Below are 18,745 nucleotides of genomic sequence, written 5' to 3' on the forward strand. Positions count from 1 at the left end.
AAATACCTCTTTAATGACTAAATAAATTAATTGAAATAAGTTTATAGGCCAGAGGTGTTACTTAAAATGCCAAAAGTTTATACAAATAATAGTATTTTTTAGCAAATTGCTATGCAATAAAGTACAAATTTAGTAATTTGTAATAAACACATAACCCAAGGCGTTTTATGACCCCTTACATTTACGACTCATTAGATAACGCATTAATAGCCGAATTACGAAAAGATGGCCGCGCTTCTATTTCAGCCCTAGCCGATGTTTTAAAGGTGTCGCGCGGGACAGTGCAAAACCGCTTAGACCGTTTAGTCTCATCGGGCGCTATATTAGGCTTTACGGTGCGTGTACACGAACACATAGAAACCGAAGCTGTAAGAGCAATAATGATGGTGGAAGTGGTGGGTAAATCTACATCGCAGGTAATTAAAACCATGCGCGGCATACCAGAGCTAACAAAGTTACATACAACCAATGGCGCTTGGGATTTAGTGGCTGAAATACAGGCGGCAAATTTAGGTGAGTTTGATGGCGTACTCAGGCAAGTACGCGAAATAGAAGGCATTTTAAATAGCGAAACCAGTATATTATTGTCATCTACTTAGGTTTATTAACGCCATGTTTTACTTAAAGTATGTTAGGCAATACTCGGTTTATGTATTAGGTATTGGAGTAGGCAATGAATAAGCTTTCTATTCGGTATTATTCGCAAGATATAAAGCGCCACCAGCACAATTACCATCAACTCGTTTTACCCCTACACGGGGAAATTTTTATAACGTTAAATAATGACTATAAAACAACGGTGAGTACGGGCAGTTGTATCGTTATAGAGAAAAACGTAGTGCATGCCTTTACGGCCGATGAAGCCGCGCGTTTTATTGTGGCAGATTTAGACGCGCTCCCTGAAAACCTTATTAACCTTTTATGCCCTAAAATCTCAATAGATAGCCGTTTATTAAGTTACTTACAGTTTATAGAGCAGCAACTGCTCGTTGTTAGCGGTGAAAAGCTTACTAATTCAACTTTTGATTTATTTTACTTATTACTTTGTGAGCAAAGCAGCGACAGTAATATTGATAAGCGAATAGATAATGTAATAACCACTGTTAAGCAAAATTTAGCCTACCCCTACACGTTAAAAGAGCTGGCCGATATAGCCTGTTTAAGCGTTACACAATTTAAAACTGTGTTTAAAAAAAGTACCACTATGAGTGCGCTGCAATATTTAACTATGTTGCGAATGCAGCACGCTCGCGCCCTTTTAACCCATTCAGACTTACCGATTGCTTTAGTAGGCGAGCGCATTGGTTATAACGATGCCTCTGCGTTTAGCCGTCGGTTTAATTTATATTTTGGACAGCCACCTAAGGCGTTTGCAAAGCAGTAATACAGATAACCTAAACACGAGATAATAAAGCAAGCTCAAGCAGAGCGTAGGTTAAATAGCGTCAGAGCAAACAATAACACCGTCTTTTTAGCATATTTTTAAAAGCCTATATTGATACACTCAGTACCTAGTATTTACGGAGGGTAATTAATGGCAACACACATAGGGTTTTTAGCAATATTTTCGTGGGGGCTTTTAGCATTACTAGGTAATTTAACCAAAGCGCTCCCGGCTTTTCAGTTACTTTTTATGTGCTTTGCACTTTCTTTTATTATTTTATTAGTAAAACGTTTTGCTACAAAACAGCCATTATTAACCCCTCCAAAGCTTTCTAAAAAACAAATTTTAATAGGTGTGACTGGCTTATTTGGTTTTCACTTTTGTTATTTTATGGCTTTAAAATACGGTCCTTTAATAGAGGTAAGCTTAATTGTGTACCTTTGGCCATTATTACTGGGTGTATTTGTGGCTACCCCTGGGTCTAAATTTAAAGCAATATTGGGCGGATTACTGGGGTTTTTAGGCACGCTTAGTTTAATTACCGATGGCAGTGGGTTATCTATCAATAGTGAGTATTACTTAGGGTATTTTTTTGCAGGATGCTGCGCAGTATTGTGGTCTAGTTATTCTTATTTAATGTCGCAATTTAATAGCCATGTAGATGACATAGGCTGGCTTTCACTTATTGTGGCTGTGCTTGCCCTTTGTGCACATTTTTATTTTGAAACAACCGTTACTAGTTTGTCTGTTTCACAATGGCTAGGCGCTATTTTATTAGGGTTAGGCCCAGTGGGTGGTGCATTTTATTTATGGGATCATGGTTTAAAATTTGGTAACCGCTCGCTATTAGCCTCGTTAAGTTTTTTAACGCCGGTGCTTTCTACTTTTATTTTAATACTCGCCTCGCAGGCTCCCTTTAGTTGGGCAGTGTTTATTGCTTTAGCGCTTATTTTAATAGGCGCGGTAATTAGCAATAAAAAGCCATCGATAAATTTAAAAAAAGCAGAGCTTTAATTTTGCCACGGCACTTTACCAACGCTTAAACTTAAGTAGTAATTTAAGTTTAAGCGTTAATACACAGCTACATAGCGTAGCTGTGTGCGTAATCTACTATACGTGCGTTTTGGCTTTTTAAATAAGCGCGGCCTGCTTTTACACCTAGCTTATGATCAAAGCGTAAATCGTCGTTTGAGCTACCTAATAATTTACTGTGCAGCTTTTCGTCTGCAAAAATTTGTATAATTTCTACATCACTAGGCGGGTTGGCAATAAACGTTAGCTCGTCTAGGTATGCTTGCTCGTGTTGAATCAAGTAATCAAGTGTTTTTGGGCAGTAGCCTGATGCACATGCAAATGTTCTAAGCTTTTGAACCCATGCAGTTTGCGCCTGAAAATGCTCATCAACGGTTCTAATTACCACGATTTTTCGTGCGCCACGGTTATAAGCTTCGCGTACAGGAAGTGGCGCAGCTAAGCCGCCATCTAAATAAAAATCTTCACTCGATTGCTCTGCAGCTAAATGCGCTTCGTTTGCCGCTTTTGTACCTAACCAAGGAGTAAGTTTAACGCCTTGTTTATACAAAAAAGGTAACGCGCTCGATGCTTTTAACAAATCTCGCCATTGCTTACCCTCGCCTGTAGGTGAAAGGTAATAGGCTTTTCTGTCGCGTGCATTGGTTGCCGTTATAAGCAGCTCTCGCTCGCCTAAGCTGGTTTTTGCTGTTTTAAAATCAAGGGCTCTGTTTACTTCGGTGGTTTTTTCAAAGTACCAGTCTAAATCAACAATGTGCTTGCCCATTAAACCACGCCCTAATTGAAAAAAGCGTTTGTTACGCGAAAGCCCTCTAATTAAGCGTTTAGCGTAACCTTTTTGACGCGCTAAATAGCTTGTTAAATTTTGAGAGCCGGCAGAGGTGCCAATAAATAAATCAAATGGGTCATAGTTTTGCTCTAACCATGCATCTAATACACCGGCTGTGAATATCCCTCGTTGTCCGCCACCTTCAGCTATCAGAGCAACTTTTGGCTGCGCTGTATGAGTAACTGAATTAGCCGATGCGGTTGTTAGAGCGTTCACGGTGTACCTTCCTTTAATTTAATGATGTTTGATTAATAACTACATTATAAAAAATAAAAGTGATGTCTTAAAATTGATTGTTTAAATCAGTTTGATTGAAAAAACAGAACGACAAATAATGCAAAATGGGCCTTATCCTTGGCAACCTAAATATGTTTAATTATCGAAAGCGTTTGTTCAGACATCACTTAAAGTTAATAAGTTTGTATTCACTTTTAATGATGTCTACATAGTAGCAAGGCTTGTGTGTACGCTTGCTTAACTAAACACTTCCTTTTTTAATTAATGCTTTATTTCCATTAAAATTTCTAGAGCTCGGTGGCGTTTTTCGCTGTCGTAGACATCGTTGGTAAATATAAACTCATCCACTTCTAGCTCTTTCGCTATCATTTGTAATTTATGTTTTATACTCACATGCCCGCCAACAACGCTTAAGCTTAAAAAGTTTTCTACGTGGGCGCGCTCTTGCTCACTCCATAAACCTTCCATACTCTCTACCGGTGGCTTTAGCCACAGCTCTTTGCCGCGTATTAATTCAAGCACGCGTTGTTTTGAGGTGGTAGAGAGGTACTGCGCTTCTTCATCGGTCTCTGCTGCTACCAGCGGTAAGGCAAGCATCACATAGGGTTTATCGAGTACATTTGAGGCTTTAAATTCTCGCTTATATAGTGCGATGGCATCGTGTACAAAACGCGGTGCAAAGTGCCCTGCAAATACATAAGGCAACCCTTTTTGCGCGGCCAATTGGGCGCTAAACAAACTTGAGCCTAATAACCAAAGCGGTACGTTTGTGTCCTCCCCCGGAATAGCACGTATAGGGTGTGTGCCATTGTATGGGCCTAATAATGTTTGCAGCTCTGTTACCTCGCCCGGGAAGTTTTCTGCGCGGCTCATATCATTATTTAGTGCACGGCTGGTTACTGGATCACTACCAGGGGCGCGGCCAAGGCCTAAATCTATTCGTCCAGGGTATAAACTCTCTAACGTACCAAATTGCTCAGCCACAACTAAGGGCGAATGGTTCGGCAACATTATTCCGCCAGAGCCAACCCGTATACGCTGAGTTTTACCTGCAATGTGACCTACTAATATTGAGGTGGCAGCACAAATTATACCGGGCATATTGTGATGCTCGGCTAGCCAAAAGCGATTAAACCCTAATTGGTCGGCGCGCTGGGCGTATTTGGTGGTTTTATTGAGCGTATGAGAAACGCTGTCCCCTTTGATCATGGGGGCAAGCTCTAATAACGAAAAGGGAATGGAAGATAACAAAATAGCAGCTCCTTAAAATGCATGCTAACAATGGGCTTCATCATCAGCATAAAACACTTAAATGGGTCTGCTATTTATTCAATTCAAGTTAGGTAACGGATAAAAGCAAAATAGCGTTAGGCTGTTTTGCTCTAAGGTATTCATGCAAGCTCAGGGCTTTGCTGGCGCTCTTTTTTATAACCCTCTGAGTCTACGCCTTTTTTCCAATAGCCAGAAGAAACTATATTACTGCGCGGTATATTACAATCCTGGGTAAGTAAGGTTTTTGCTTTACGTACTAACCCCGCCTCTAATGCCATAAATACAATAGGTGGCTCGTTTGTGTGTGGCAAATTGTTAAGCGCGCTGAGCATATCGGTATCTGGGGTATCTGTAATTAACCAATTAACATCGCGCTGCGTGTTTAAATCAATAATGTCTTGCTCAGTAGGGGCATGCACAAACGCGTCAATTTTTGCGCTGGCGGGTAACTGCTGCATGTACCCTTTTATTGCATTAACTGAGGTTAAATCGCCTAGTAATACATAATGCGGATGCTGGTAATTATCAAGCTTTTTAGGGCCTGGGCCCGCTATGCCAACCTCGTCACCTACTTTTGCAGTCATAGCCCAGTGCGTAGCCGGACCTTGGTGCATGTTTATTACAAAGTCGAGTGTTAACGCGCCCGTTGCATCATCAACGTCTCTTATTGTGTAAGAGCGCATGCACGCGGTTTTTAAATTAAAATCAACTTTACCATTTTGGGGAATAAGCACTTTTACATAGCTGCCAATATGCGCTTGCGTTAAATCCGAAAACTCACTTGAGCCTACAACAATGCGCTGTAAATGCGGTGTTATTTGTTCAGTACTTAGTACCGTAGCTTTGCGAACTTGTTTACCCATTTAAAATCACCTCGTTTAACAAAATAGTTAACTGCTTTTTAAAGCAAGCATTGCACAACGCCCCATTGGTTGATAAAATCAACTATAACAAACTAATTGATATTGTCAACCATTAGAGAGCTTATGAACACGCTTTTATCAAATACCCTATTTGAGCTGATGCAAAATTACCGCGTAACAATTCGCGAGGCTATTAACGCAGGCGACCTTGGTATTAATGCTATGCACGTGCGTTGTATACACATTATTGCCAGTACAACTAACTGTACCGCTAACGACATTGTGACTAAAACACAGCGCGACAAAGCCCAAATTGCCCGCTTAATTAAAGATCTTATTGCCTTAAATCTTATTAATAAGCAAGCAAGTGAGCACGACAAACGTTGCTTTATTTTGTCGCTCACCGAACAAGGCAATACATTGTTTGATAAGTTATTAGCCTCTGAGCAGCAAATAAATGATCAAATGTGTAAAAACTTAAACCCGCAGCAAATCAAAGACTTTTTAGATACCGCGCAACAAATGATCAAAAACATGGCGTGATCTGTCTTTCATTTCTTGGCATAACTTACACAAAACGCATATACTGTACACTTATACAGTGTATGCGTTTTAGGTTGTGTTATGTTTGTTATTCCCGTTTATATAGAAGCCGGTGTGTGTGGGTTTGAATCGCCCGCGGCGCAATACGCCGAGCTCGGTGTTTCTCTTGATGAGCTATTAATAAAGCACCCCGACGCCACCTTTATTGGTATTGCCTCGGGTAATTCCATGCAAGAGGTGGGGATTTTTGAGGGCGACTTACTGCTTGTAGACCGTGCTGAGCAAGCCGATAACGGCGATGTTATTGTTGCTAACTTAAATGGCTTATTTGTGTGTAAGCTATTAGATAAAACCAATGCGCGGTTACTCTCTGCATCGCCTTTACATAAGCCGGTACAACTAACCTCAGCTGATGAGTTTCAGTTAGAGGGAGTGGTTACACTATCAATTAGAATGCACCGCCCAAGCCCTGAGCTATTAAAATGTACGCCTTAGTCGATGCCGTTGCATTTTATGCCAGTGCCGAAAAAGTGTTCGACCCCGCTATTCGCTCTAAACCTGTGGTGGTTTTAACTAATAACGATGGCTGCGTATGTGCGGTATGCCCGATAGCTCGGCGCTTAAACATTCCTAAGTTTGGCCCTTACTTTAAAGTTAAGCACCTGCTTGAGCAACACAAGGTGGTTGTACGTTCGAGTAACTATGAGTTGTACGCCGATTTAAGCGCCAAAATGATGAACGTAATTGGCCGCTTTTGCGACACACAATACATATACAGTATTGATGAGTCGTTTTTGCACTTTAATGGCTACACACCCCTTATACAAAACTGGCACGAGTACGGGCATACAATAAGGCGCACCGTTTGGCGCGAAACTAAACTCCCTGTGGGTGTTGGTTTTGGCCCAACCCCTACTTTGGCAAAAGCCGCTAACCATGCAGCTAAAAAGCTAAGCGGGTTTGATGGGGTGGCCGTTATAAATAACGAGCAAAGCCGCCAAGCAATTTTACAAAGAATGAGCTGCGCCGATGTATGGGGCATAGGTAAGCGCCTAGCTAAAAAGCTTAATATAATGAACATACATACCGCGTGGGATCTGGCACAGCAAAACCCTAAAACCATGCGCCGCGCATTTAGTGTGGTGGTAGAGCGTACCGTAAGTGAGCTAAATGGTGTAGCGTGCTTAACATGGGACGATGTACGCCAAGATAAGCGAGAAATATATTCTACTCGCAGCTTTGGTGAGCGGATCAGTGAGCCTACTGCACTTAAAACCGCCCTTATTAACCACGTAACCACGGTTGCCAGTAAACTACGAGGGCAGCGCTCATTAGCAAAACAGCTTTATATATTTGCCGCCACTGGCAAACACGAAGACCGCTATTGTAAAAAGTCGTTTATATATAAATTTGCCACTCCCACTAACGATACCTGCGTAATGGCCAATGCTGTATCAGAAGTATTTACTCATATTTACCAACCAAGTGTACGGTTTTATAAATGTGGTGTAGGCGCTTTAGAGCTTACCTCGGTGCAGTATCAGCAAACTGATTTATTTAGCCAAAGTGCTGATAACCCTAAATTAATGCAGTGTCTTGATACAATAAACAACCGCTACGGAAAAGGCATACTCACCCTAGCCAGCAGCAAACTAAATCAAGGCTGGCATATGAACAGAGATTACTTATCGCCCCAATACACAACGCGCTGGCACGATATACCGCAAATTCATTGCAAGTAAGTTAATCAACTTGCCTTGCAAATGTGCACTCTACTGCGGGGGTATTCTGCGTATATTTGAGCGTTGTAACACTGGTAAACTTAATGCTTTGTCTGATGGTTTTTTCATTATTGGGGTCAATACAGCGGCTCATTTTTAAGCTGTTATCAACACCATCACTTTTGTATTTATACGAGCTAGTTACAAAACAAAAATTTGGCTTTTTAGTTGTACGGGTGCCGTTGTGTAAACTTTCAAACGCAATATGCTCGCCTAATTTAAAACCCGCGTCTGGGTAAACTGGGTTAATTAAACTCAACTGACTATCCACACACAGTGGGGAGTTAGCAGTTACCACCTGGTAATCGCCAAGCATTGTTTTTAATAACGGTATAAAACGGCTTTTATTACTCGGCGTAACAGTTTTAGCAAAAAGTACATTACTTAGAAATAAACAGCTCATACATAATAAAATTTTACGATAACTCATTAAAATTCCAACTCATTACTAATAAAAATAGCATAACACACTCAACTCTATACTTACTTAAAATACATTTGGTTCATAAAAGAAAAAGCCCCTTGAATACATCAAGGGGCTTTTATCAATATAAGAATATATTTATTAGTAAGTGTTACTTAAAGCACTGCGCTCTTGTGTACACAACAGAAAATGCTAAAAGCAACAACATGAAGGCTAATGAACCACCGCCACTGCCCTTTTCACTACTTGTGTCAGATGCATTAGTGACAGTCACAGCTAAACTTTGCTCAGTCTCACCTTCACCATCAGATACAATAAGCTTGAAGCCCAGCTCTGTAGTTTGCGACACACTCGGCGCTGTAAACTTAAGTGTGCTGGAGTCAACATCGCTTAGCGCCACTTCTACACCCATTGTTTGAACCCACTTAAAAGAAAGCTCTGAGGATTCTTTATCAGTTGCAGACGCTGTCACTGAAACTTCCTGACCTTCTTTAACCGAAACCGCAGATGTACTTAATTCTACACTTGGAAGCTGATTAACATGTAAAAAGCTAACGGTGTATACTTGCGTAAATTGCTCATAGCCATCTGATACCACTAACGTAATATCCGCATCAACCGTTTGCTCAAGCTCACCCACGGTAAGTACCGCTTTACCTTGAGTATCCTCAGCTGTAATAGATAACTGAGAGTGTTCAACACGCCATTCGTAAGATAACGTATCTCCATCAGGGTCAGTAGAGCCAGAAGCATCAAGCTCAATAGTAGCAAGCTCTTCTATTGTGGCCGGCATATCTACATCTAATACTGGCGCCTGATTTAGACTCTCCTGCGCTAGTTTTGCCACAACTTCAATAACCCCATTAACCTCTCCATCAAGGTCGAATGCGCTACCATCTGCGATTGCAAAGCTAAAGCAGCGTGAACACACTTGCTCATATACATTACCCGATAATACAGTGGCCGACTGCCAACCTGCAGCGGTTAGTACTCTTACTTGCATGTCTGAGCTTAAAATTGCATTTACATACTCAGGTAGTGCAATTTCTGCGGTGCTTGATGAATTAGATAACGTAACACGAAGGTTAATTACATCACTTTTAGCTTGGAAGTGAGGTTCTATTATATCTAAATCTGAGAAATAAGTGCTAAGCGCTTGTTCAGAAATAGACATATCAGCAATATAACCCGCTGCTAGAGCCTCTTTAATGCTACCTACAGCTAAGTGATTAAACTCATCAATACTGTGAGCACTATCACCTGAAGCTAAGATAGCTGTATTAGTAGTAGAAGTGCTATCTAGGTAATCAGCAATACCATCTTTATCACTATCACCTACCCCTTCCTCAATATCAGGTATACCGTCGCCATCAGTATCTAGCTCAGGGTCATCAAATATAACGCTATCAACAATACGTAAACTAGTTTGCTTAGTTGCTAGTAGTTCATCACCTTGTTTTACACGTAAAGTTAAATCTATATTATTGGTTTGCTCAGAAAGATTTGCGCTAAATGAAACATCCCACTGTGAATCAGCTGTTTTATAAATGTAAAAATCAACACCTGCGGGGCCAATAAGCTCAAGGGATACATCACTACCTGTACTCGGTAAATTTACTAACTTAATGGTGGCATTAAAGTCAGGTAAAGAACGCTGAATAGTTTTATTAACTGCTTTACCATTTTGATAAAAATCAGTAATAAACTGCGCCTGTGCCGCTTCACTTAAGTACACTAGCTGGCTGTTATCATTTTTGTCTATAAACGCATTACCATTAGATAGGACACTAATACTTGCTGCGCTACCTACAAATTCTCGCGCTAACTCAAGCTTAATAGGTCCATACTGATTAGTAGTAAAATACTGGGTGCTATTATTAGCTTGTAAATGAAAGCTAGAGTAACCATATGGGTTAGCGCCGCTAATAAAAACATCTACAAGCACATTACCATTTTGATACACATACGTAGTAGGCTGAATACTAATTTCAGGGAAAATCATAGCCCTTACGTCGCCTGATACATGATTTCCAGCTTCATCAACAGCAGATACAGGAATAGATACATCGCCCGTTCTAAATACAAAGCTATCATCAATTTCCAGAAGCGTTATAGCTGAAACACTATCGTAAATAACACGACTATCTAAAAGTGCATTTTTTATAGCCGTGATCGTGCTGCCATAAACACTAAAAGTATACGGTTGGATAATCGGGGCAGTTGTATCAACAAGTGTAACTGTTTGTATAGCCGATGTTTCGTTACCAACATTATCTCGTGCAATCCATGTAATCTGGTGCTCGCCAAGGGGCAAGTAAGACCCTGAGCTTGTGTATACTTGAGGCTCTAAATGGCCGTTATCCCTTGCCTCTGGAGTATATAGACGGGTGAAATTAGTATTTTGTGAAGTCGCTTCAAGCGTAATCGGCTCAAGACTCGATATAAACTCAGGCGGACTATTTTCACCGCGGCTTGCATCATCTGGGTGGCTATCTTCACTGTCTTGAACACCATCACCATCTGAATCTGAGCTAAGCGGATTACCCGAAAGTTGATACTCTTGTAAATTAGTCAAACCATCATAGTCGGCGTCATAATTAGCGTCGTAGGGTTCTAAAGCATTTAGCCCATATTCAACTTCCCAAAAATCAGGAATACCGTCCGAATCATAGTCGCTGGTGAGGTCTATATCTGCAGACCAGGTAATGTTATCAACTGATAACGGTTGCTGCTGAAGGTATAAGTCCTCATATTTAACTTTAATAATGTTAAAACCATCATCTACCGGTAACAATAAACGAGACTGGCTACCACGATTTACATCTATAGGGCTACCATTTAAGCTTATTTGCAGCGCTGGAGAGTCATAAACCAAATAGTCTAAGTTAATAAAACCGGCTTCAAATAACCCCGCAATGGCAAACCCCCCAACCTTGCTAGTAGGCGTTAATGCTAAGCTAAGGCTTGCATCGCCCAAAGTAGACCAACTTGTATTAGCTTGCCAACCCCAAGAGTTAACAGCAAGTTCGGTAAACTTAGTCGGAAGAAGGCCATCTTCAAAGCTTTCATTTAATTGCGTGAAAGATTGCACTAATGATGAAGCATCGTTAGCTAGACTCTGAGAGTAAAACTCCTGAATATTTGTATAACCATCTTCATCGTAATCTAAATTAGCATCTGCAGCATCTAAAGGTAAAAGATCATTACTTACCTCATAGCCATCACTTAGTTCATCACCATCTGTATCTGCTGAGGTTGGATTTGTTCCTAGGTTAAATTCTTCTAGGGCTGAAAGACCGTCAGTATCAGCATCAGATGCAGCATCACTTGCATCAAGGCGATTTAATCCATTAACTAATTCCCAGTAATCTGGCAGTTGATCGTTATCAGTATCTGTTAAATCAGTTGGAGAAAATAAAGCAAAGTTATCAAGCCATACAGTATCGGCACCGAATGAGACAGAACCGTCTTTATAATATTTAAATTCAATATTATGAAGCCCTTCGCTTAGGTTAAGCACAATAGACGTTGCTTCTGTGGTATTTGAATTACCTCGGTCATTACGCTCAAAAACGGGTTGTCCATCAATAGTAATACTTAAAAAATCGCAGCAAGACTCTGATTCAATTTTATAATCGAATGCTAATACACCCTCTTCAAATAAACCTGTTACGGTGAAGCTACTAAACTGTGAGTGACTAATAACGCCTGAGCGAATACTTTGTATACCGTCGGTCGCAAAATCATTCGTAATAAACCAAGGAGCACTAGAACCTTCGGCTTCAACCATCCAACTAGGTAGTGCAGAGCCTTCAAAGGAGGTAGTGAGGTTTAAAGCAACAGGGAAAGAAGTATCTGACTGCGGATCAGTGTTTGCTAAATACTCGGTTAGATTTGAAAACCCATCATTATCTGCATCTTCTGCTGCATCAGACGAACTGGTTAAATCTAAACTATTATTGTACTCCCAGCCATCAGGGATAGTATCGCCATCTGTATCAGGGTTATTTGGTAAACCCGCGTTTAAAAACTCTAAAAGGTTAGATAAGCCATCCGCGTCAGCATCAAGTGATGCATCTTCACTATTATTTATATCAAGACCATGCTGTAATTCCCAAGAATCAGACATACCGTCATTATCAGCATCAGGAAAATTAGGCCCTATATATAAATTATCTATATATACAGCATCTGCAGGAGTAGAAACGGACATATCTTTAGAATAAGTAAACTTAACAGTATTTAGCCCAGCAGGAACTTGGAAAGACGCCGCTTTCCACTGGCTTATGCCTGACTCATCTAAAACAACTGAACCATTAATATAAACAGTAAAATAGTCATAACCAACTTCTGTGTCTAATGCGTAGTTAAAGTTTACATAGCCTTGCTCGCTATTTAAAAAGCTAAACTCAACACTGGTTGATTGGTTGTCTGTAATGTCGTTATTAGTCAACACAAAGCCAGAATCTTCATTAATTTGAGTTGTTACCCAAGGCGTTTGTAAATTTGACGAAATAAGCAAATCTGGAACAGCTGCATCATCGAAGTCAAAGTTTGTTTCAGGAAAAACGACCGGCTCAGAGCTTGCGTCTGAAGGGTCACTGTTACCAAAAAACTCGATTACATTACTCCAGGTGTCTGAGTCTAAATCAAGTTGAGCATCATCTGCATTTAATGGGTTTAATGAAAACGAAACTTCCCAGCCATCAGGCATGCGGTCAAAGTCAGAGTCTGCATTGTTAGGTTCCGTAAGGTATACATTAACTTCATCATAATCTGATAGATCATCTGAGTCGGTATCCGTTGCATTAGGGAAAGTATTCGCTAAGTATTCTTCAAGGTTTGTTAAACCATCTTGGTCTAAATCAAGTCCAGCGTCATCAGCATTACTAGGATCTAATCCGTAAAACAGCTCCCAGTTATCATCCATTAAATCGGCATCGGCATCTATAAACTGAATGTTATCGCAAGTAACGCCTACTTCATTAAATGCTGCAATGACATCGTTAGCTTCATACCTTAAATCAATAGCAGAATTTATAGCACCACAGGCTCCATCAATAAAATCACTAGAGTTAACCCAATAGTTTTGATTTGCAAAAAGCATTATCTCGAACGCTTTTTTAGGGTCCCAATCATCAGTGTTCGAAAGTAGGAAGAAAGCACGATTAAAAACACCACTGCTAAAGTGAACATCCATACCTGAGTAATATTCACTTGCGTGGTCAATCGAAAGCCCATCTAGTGATGGCGTTTCAAAATAACGAAGTGCGGGGCTAGTTTTTGAAATATCAGCGCCAGATAGCCAATCAGTCTCTGCGCGTAAAAAATACTCGGCTGTTTCACCCGCCATATCAGAGAAAGATTCGTTTATACCACCAGATTGTTCTGCATAAATTAAATTAGAGTTTTGACTAGTAAAACCATGGCTTACCTCATGAGATACGATATCAAGTGAAACCAACGGGTAAAACCTATCAGCGCCATCGCCAAAGGTCATAGCCTGACCATTCCACGTTGCATTTTCCCAGTTATCACCACTGTGAACACGCATCAACAATTGAAAAGTAAGCGGAGCCGTGTTGTACCACTGTTGATACATATCAAATACCGCAGTACCAAATGCATGGGCATCATTTAGTGGGGAGTAAGCTCCATTTACTTCTTTGTAGGTATTCCTATCACAGGCAAAAGAGTAAGCTTCACTTGGCTCAAAACCCGACTCCATGGTGACAGTTTTAACTTTCTCGTTTTCTAAAAAACACATCTCACCACGCTGCGTCACATCCAGTGCTTCAACGTCAGTGCCGTATTCATACTGCCCTATTTTTGTATTACCGCCAGGGCCTGTACCCTGGGCACTTTTAATATTATTCCACTGTTTAAATACACTGTAATCAGCTTCGCTTACTAAACCTATTGGCTTTTTTTCAACGCCATTTTCAAATACATTTAATTCAATTAAGCGAGCAAAATGTGCGACTCCGTTATCAATATAAACATAACGTTGGTTGTTTAATACTTGATAAGCTGTAGATTCATCAAGTTTAGCGTTTACTAAAATAGATTTAACCGCAGAAAATTCATCAAACTGATTATTAGCCGTTTTATTTAAAGATACAGCATCGATATTTTTAGCAAAAAAACCACTTATGTGTTGATTGCTAGATTGCACTCGTATTTGCTGCCCCCAAATAGGCACGCCTGCGAAAAACTGCTGCATCTTTTTAGCTGATGACCGAGTTTGTTTTGCATTTAAGGCTTGAGGCGTATCTAACTCAATAAAGTAAGAATGGGTGGATGCCTGATTAGTTAAACCTACGCTTTGATTTAAAAGTAAGTTAACTTCTGATAAAGATGATTTGTTTACTCGTTGCGAAACCGCCGCGTGTGCACTTAGCGAATTTAAAAAGCAAAACGCTATCAATCCTGATGAGAGTGTTTTATACATAACATTCCTATGTCGTATATTGTTATATTCAGTGTTTGTTCATTTAAAAACACATTAATGTAACATAACTATTAACATAGAGTCATTTAAAAAAAGTGAATAAATGGGTACGATTGTGAACAACTGTGAAAGGAAAATTCAAGATGGTGGCATTAAATGCAACCATCTTGAATGTAAATAACGTTGAGTATTACTGCCAGTATTTTGCAAATAATTGCGGGTAGCTTTGTTTTAAAAACTTGGGTTTGTCTTTAAAGCGTTTACCTGCCGGTTGCTCGCCTGAGGGTACAAAAGGTAATTCGTCGTCATTACGCTCTTCAAATAATAAACCGGCTATTAAGTCGTATTCATCAATATAAGGATAAGGTTGCTCATTTAAATAATACACAGGGGAGCACTGTGCTAGTGAGTCGGCATTGCTTAATGCGTTATTAAATACCGTCTCCCCGCGGGAGATGAGCCAGCACCTAAATTCGCTAAAACCGTATTCGTCGTTACAGCCAGCCATAACAAATGCAGCACCAAATAAATCCCAGGTAAAACATTTGCGCATGTGAATACCAAAAAATTTATCAAAAGCAATGAGCTGCTCGTCGGTTAACTCGCTCAATTTAGCTTTTAAGTTGTCGCTTACGCTTTGTGGGTCGAGCCCTAACTCAGGCGTGGTCACTAAATCCCAAAATTCCTGCTCTGTTAACGCTGTCATTATAAAATCTCTTTTACTCGGCCGACTTGACCATCTTCTAGGCGTACTTTAATACCATGCGGGTGATTAGGTGATTTAGTTAATAAACGCTCAACTACACCTTGCGTTAATGTGCCGCTGCGTTGATCTTCTTTTAATACAATATTTACGGTTGTACCTGGTGTGATTTGCGAACGCGATGGAACAGCCATGCTTTACATCCTAAAAATAATTTTGGTAATTATAACGTCCATAGCTAGGCAAACCAATGTTAATCAACTAAAAACGCTATTTGCTTAGCCGCTACCGGTAAGCTTATTTTGCTAAGCTCAGCGTGAATAATATCGACTAGCTGAGAAAAATGCGCTTCGGTGTCGTTATAGGCTATATCATCTTCAAAATAGCAGCTTATTTTTAGTGACTTTGCTTCATTTTTTAAATCAATGGTGTGAGTTAAATAAGCAAAACCATAATGAGTCGCTTTTATTTGTTCACAGGCGTTGGTGAGGGCTTGGCGTATTTGTTTATCACGCAATTTTTGTGTTTTAGTCATAAATTATTGTGTTTGTTCGCTTTGCTGTTTTTGATACTCTTCAAAATTTTTATCTTGATTTTCAAGGCACTCGTAATACTCTTTATCGGCTTTATAATTACATTCATCTAAACGTGCTGATTGAATTTCGTGAAAGCGAGCGTCGGAGCTACACCCCGCAAGTACCGAAAATCCCACAAACAGCAATGCGCTTTTAGTTATTTGACTGATTAACATTAGAGTTCCTTACACTTTCGTTATCGAAAGCAACAATATTATTGTATATTAGCGTCATAAAAACCTGACTTTGCATAGGACCCATAATTATGATGTCGCAGTTACAAAAGCTGTTTCAGCGTATAGACAAAAGCAAGATATTTCAATCATTTGTTATAGCTGTCATTGTTGTTTCTGCCCTCACCGTAGGTGCTCATACATATTCTCTTCACCCCACTGTAGAATTCATTCTAAATTGGATGGATGTAGGGATCACAGCTTTCTTTTTAATCGAACTCATTATTCGCTTTATTGCAAGTAAAGGAATAAAAGACTTCTTTTCAAAGGGCTGGAATATATTCGATACCATTATTGTACTTGGCAGCTTATACCCAGCTGCAGGATCAACTATGTTACTGGCCCGATTGCTGCGTATATTTAGGGTACTGCGTTTAGTATCTATGATCCCAGAGCTGCGTTTGCTTGTAAATTCGTTGCTTAAAGCCATTCCGCAAATGGGCTATATAGCACTGCTTATGTTTGTTATTTTTTATATTTACGCAGCCATGGGCAGTATGATGTTTGCCGATATTAACCCGGTACTTTGGCAAGATGTATCCATTTCAATGTTAACGCTATTTAGGATAGCTACCTTTGAAGATTGGACCGACATTATGTACGAAACCATGGCGGTGTACGAGCTAAGCTGGATTTACTACCTCACGTTTATCTTTTTAACTGCGTTTGTGTTTTTAAACATGATGGTAGGTGCCATTTTAGAAGTAATGAGCGAGGAGCATCGAAATGCCCGTGAGCTAAAAGCGGATAATAACTCACTTCCTGCAACGCAAGGACAAGTGGTTGAACTACAAGCGCAAATAGCTGAGCTGAAAACGTTATTAAGTAAAACCTCAGATATTACCAACTCCAATAAATAGCTGATCTATTTTACTTGCTAAAACTTAAAAAGCCCTTTGTATTGAGTTAATACAAAGGGCTTTTAGTTACTCACCTTGTTGTTCTTGCGTGCTTTCAAACGAAATAACATTATCAACCTTCATTTTAAATGCTTCAAAAAACGCATTTTTTAATACAGAAACCACGGCTTCAAAAGTAGATACATCAGCGTTATCTAATTGCCCATCTATGGGCACCCGAGCAGCCACCAGCTTTGACTCATCGTTTTCTAATAGCGAGCTGAGTAAATCAATACTGCCTTCAAAAATAGCGGTAAATAGACCGTCATCATCTTTTTCTATATCTTCGCGCCACGAAAAAACACTTAAATCGTGCACACCCGCTTTTACATATCCATTTAAGTTATTATTGTTAGCGGCCAATTCCATTGCGCCATCTATTCCGCCGGCTTCAATGTCAAATGGGGTATAGACTTTAAAAACAGTTTCGAGATTTTTAACCGAAAAGCGCTGCACTTCAACATTAAAATCAAAATTAGCTTCATCACTAAAGGGGTCTAATTTACCATTTAAAGATAGCTTAGCTTCGCCCATTAGCTGCCCTTCTACTTTTAAACTCGTGACTAAGGTTTTAGAGAGGTTTTGTGCATTGGTAATATTGTTAATGTTAGCGTTTATATTTGATACGTAAGTAGGCTGCTCTCCTTCGCTGGTGGCGTTAACTAAGGTTACTTTACCATTGTCTATACGTAGCGTATCAATTGAAAAAGGCACGAGATCATTAGCAAGGCCTACCCAGGTGGTTTCATCTTTCACCTGATGGTTTTGTTCAGCGGTAGTTGGGTCTTTATCGTAAATAACAATTTCTGGGCGGGTAAAAGCCATGTTGGTAACAAAATTACCGTTTAATAAAGCAGACCACGCAAGCGAAAAATCAAGTGTATCAATAGACAGTAACGGCTTAGGCACCTGCGTGGCATCTACCGCGTAAATTTCTACCTCATCAACAGCGTAAGCGCCTCGGTATAAGTACAAATCAACATCACCCACATGCCCTGTTATGCCTTGGGTTTGTTCAAGCTGCTGATTTACATAATATTGAACCGCATAAGGGGCTAAAGCTCTGAGTAAAATTAACCCCAAGGCTATAACCACTAAAGCATAAAACCATTTTTTGCGTGTATTTTTAAAAGTAGAAGCCATTATCTATCCTTATGTGAAGGCTTAGCATCTCGGCATAAGTAAAAAATACCTGCATAAGTGAATTAAGTACCCACAAAGCAGCGAAAACCGAGCGAATAAAGGTGTAATAGATCAGTACGAGCAAAAGCTATACCAAAAAATGCAATGAGCCGAGTTAACCAAGCTTACTGAACCTTTCATATACTCATAAATTTTATGACTGCTCCAACAGAGCGTAGGGGATGGCAATATTAATATTTATTACGTTTTTCCTAGGTATTAATGAAGCACAAACTTATACGCTTTATATACAGTGCGTTTATATAAAGCGCGTTACAGCACCATTGAGCAAACGTTGTAAATAGCAAAACGAAAGCAAAACGAAAGCAAAACACGA

The 18,745-nt window shown here is 39.9% G+C and carries 17 protein-coding genes; 7 read left to right on the plus strand and 10 right to left on the minus strand.

Annotated elements, in window-relative coordinates; genetic code table 11:
* Positions 1–167: 167 nt before the first annotated feature.
* From PSH41_RS05525 to PSH41_RS05535, 3 genes are all read left to right on the plus strand, one after another.
* Positions 168–599: an Lrp/AsnC family transcriptional regulator gene (locus PSH41_RS05525; RefSeq protein WP_004586320.1), complete on the plus strand. Its 432-nt coding sequence runs from the start codon at positions 168–170 to the stop codon at positions 597–599.
* Positions 600–673: 74 nt separating this feature from the next.
* On the plus strand, positions 674–1,384 hold the full coding sequence (locus PSH41_RS05530; RefSeq protein ID WP_273588528.1) for an AraC family transcriptional regulator: 711 nt from the start codon (positions 674–676) through the stop codon (positions 1,382–1,384).
* 150 nt (positions 1,385–1,534) lie between these two features.
* Positions 1,535–2,398 (plus strand): DMT family transporter, encoded by an 864-nt coding sequence (locus tag PSH41_RS05535; protein ID WP_273588527.1) that lies wholly within the window; start codon positions 1,535–1,537, stop codon positions 2,396–2,398.
* Between the two features lie 67 nt (positions 2,399–2,465).
* Here the strand turns inward: PSH41_RS05535 and PSH41_RS05540 are convergent, their stop codons facing one another.
* The 3 genes from PSH41_RS05540 to PSH41_RS05550 all read right to left on the minus strand — a co-directional run bounded on the left by PSH41_RS05540 (position 2,466) and on the right by PSH41_RS05550 (position 5,617).
* On the minus strand, positions 2,466–3,461 hold the full coding sequence (locus tag PSH41_RS05540; RefSeq protein ID WP_029772994.1) for a patatin-like phospholipase family protein: 996 nt from the start codon (positions 3,459–3,461) through the stop codon (positions 2,466–2,468).
* 282 nt (positions 3,462–3,743) lie between these two features.
* Positions 3,744–4,733, minus strand: a complete 990-nt coding sequence (locus tag PSH41_RS05545; protein WP_004586324.1) for an LLM class flavin-dependent oxidoreductase — start codon at positions 4,731–4,733, stop codon at positions 3,744–3,746.
* Positions 4,734–4,873: 140 nt separating this feature from the next.
* A complete protein-coding gene (locus tag PSH41_RS05550) occupies positions 4,874–5,617 on the minus strand; it encodes a siderophore-interacting protein (RefSeq protein WP_273588526.1) in 744 nt (247 codons plus the stop codon).
* A 123-nt stretch (positions 5,618–5,740) separates the two neighbouring features.
* Here PSH41_RS05550 and PSH41_RS05555 point away from each other — a divergent pair, with 123 nt between their 5' ends.
* The 3 genes from PSH41_RS05555 (at position 5,741) to PSH41_RS05565 (ending at position 7,902) form a co-directional block, all read left to right on the plus strand.
* Positions 5,741–6,160, plus strand: a complete 420-nt coding sequence (locus PSH41_RS05555) for a MarR family winged helix-turn-helix transcriptional regulator (RefSeq protein WP_273588525.1) — start codon at positions 5,741–5,743, stop codon at positions 6,158–6,160.
* Positions 6,161–6,241: 81 nt separating this feature from the next.
* Positions 6,242–6,655 carry a S24 family peptidase gene (locus PSH41_RS05560; protein WP_004586327.1) on the plus strand — a complete coding sequence of 138 codons (414 nt, stop codon included), beginning with the start codon at positions 6,242–6,244 and terminating at the stop codon, positions 6,653–6,655.
* Positions 6,643–7,902: a Y-family DNA polymerase gene (locus PSH41_RS05565; protein ID WP_264389922.1), complete on the plus strand. Its 1,260-nt coding sequence runs from the start codon at positions 6,643–6,645 to the stop codon at positions 7,900–7,902. Before PSH41_RS05560 ends, PSH41_RS05565 begins: the two co-directional genes overlap by 13 nt.
* 1 nt (position 7,903) lies before the next feature.
* On the opposite strand, the gene PSH41_RS05570 is transcribed toward PSH41_RS05565, so the two are convergent.
* The 6 genes from PSH41_RS05570 to PSH41_RS05595 all read right to left on the minus strand — a co-directional run bounded on the left by PSH41_RS05570 (position 7,904) and on the right by PSH41_RS05595 (position 16,270).
* Positions 7,904–8,371 carry a hypothetical protein gene (locus PSH41_RS05570; RefSeq protein ID WP_004586329.1) on the minus strand — a complete coding sequence of 156 codons (468 nt, stop codon included), beginning with the start codon at positions 8,369–8,371 and terminating at the stop codon, positions 7,904–7,906.
* Between the two features lie 145 nt (positions 8,372–8,516).
* Positions 8,517–14,816, minus strand: a complete 6,300-nt coding sequence (locus PSH41_RS05575; RefSeq protein WP_273588524.1) for a M4 family metallopeptidase — start codon at positions 14,814–14,816, stop codon at positions 8,517–8,519.
* 190 nt (positions 14,817–15,006) lie between these two features.
* On the minus strand, positions 15,007–15,522 hold the full coding sequence (locus tag PSH41_RS05580; protein ID WP_004586331.1) for a DUF4240 domain-containing protein: 516 nt from the start codon (positions 15,520–15,522) through the stop codon (positions 15,007–15,009).
* A complete protein-coding gene (locus tag PSH41_RS05585; protein WP_004586332.1) occupies positions 15,522–15,713 on the minus strand; it encodes a YwbE family protein in 192 nt (63 codons plus the stop codon). Before PSH41_RS05585 ends, PSH41_RS05580 begins: the two co-directional genes overlap by 1 nt.
* Before the next feature lie 59 nt (positions 15,714–15,772).
* Complete coding sequence (locus PSH41_RS05590) at positions 15,773–16,054, minus strand: hypothetical protein (protein ID WP_024032385.1); 282 nt, start codon at positions 16,052–16,054, stop codon at positions 15,773–15,775.
* A 3-nt stretch (positions 16,055–16,057) separates the two neighbouring features.
* The gene (locus PSH41_RS05595) at positions 16,058–16,270 is read right to left on the minus strand and encodes a hypothetical protein (protein WP_055254185.1); all 213 of its coding nucleotides are present in this window, start codon (positions 16,268–16,270) and stop codon (positions 16,058–16,060) included.
* 89 nt (positions 16,271–16,359) lie between these two features.
* Between PSH41_RS05595 and PSH41_RS05600 the strand changes: the two genes are divergently transcribed.
* On the plus strand, positions 16,360–17,187 hold the full coding sequence (locus PSH41_RS05600) for an ion transporter (protein WP_004586335.1): 828 nt from the start codon (positions 16,360–16,362) through the stop codon (positions 17,185–17,187).
* 66 nt (positions 17,188–17,253) lie between these two features.
* Here the strand turns inward: PSH41_RS05600 and PSH41_RS05605 are convergent, their stop codons facing one another.
* Positions 17,254–18,369 carry a DUF748 domain-containing protein gene (locus PSH41_RS05605; RefSeq protein WP_273588523.1) on the minus strand — a complete coding sequence of 372 codons (1,116 nt, stop codon included), beginning with the start codon at positions 18,367–18,369 and terminating at the stop codon, positions 17,254–17,256.
* Positions 18,370–18,745 lie beyond the last annotated feature (376 nt).

It is taken from the genome of Pseudoalteromonas sp. CST2, from assembly GCF_028599385.1.
Classification (GTDB): domain Bacteria; phylum Pseudomonadota; class Gammaproteobacteria; order Enterobacterales; family Alteromonadaceae; genus Pseudoalteromonas; species Pseudoalteromonas atlantica.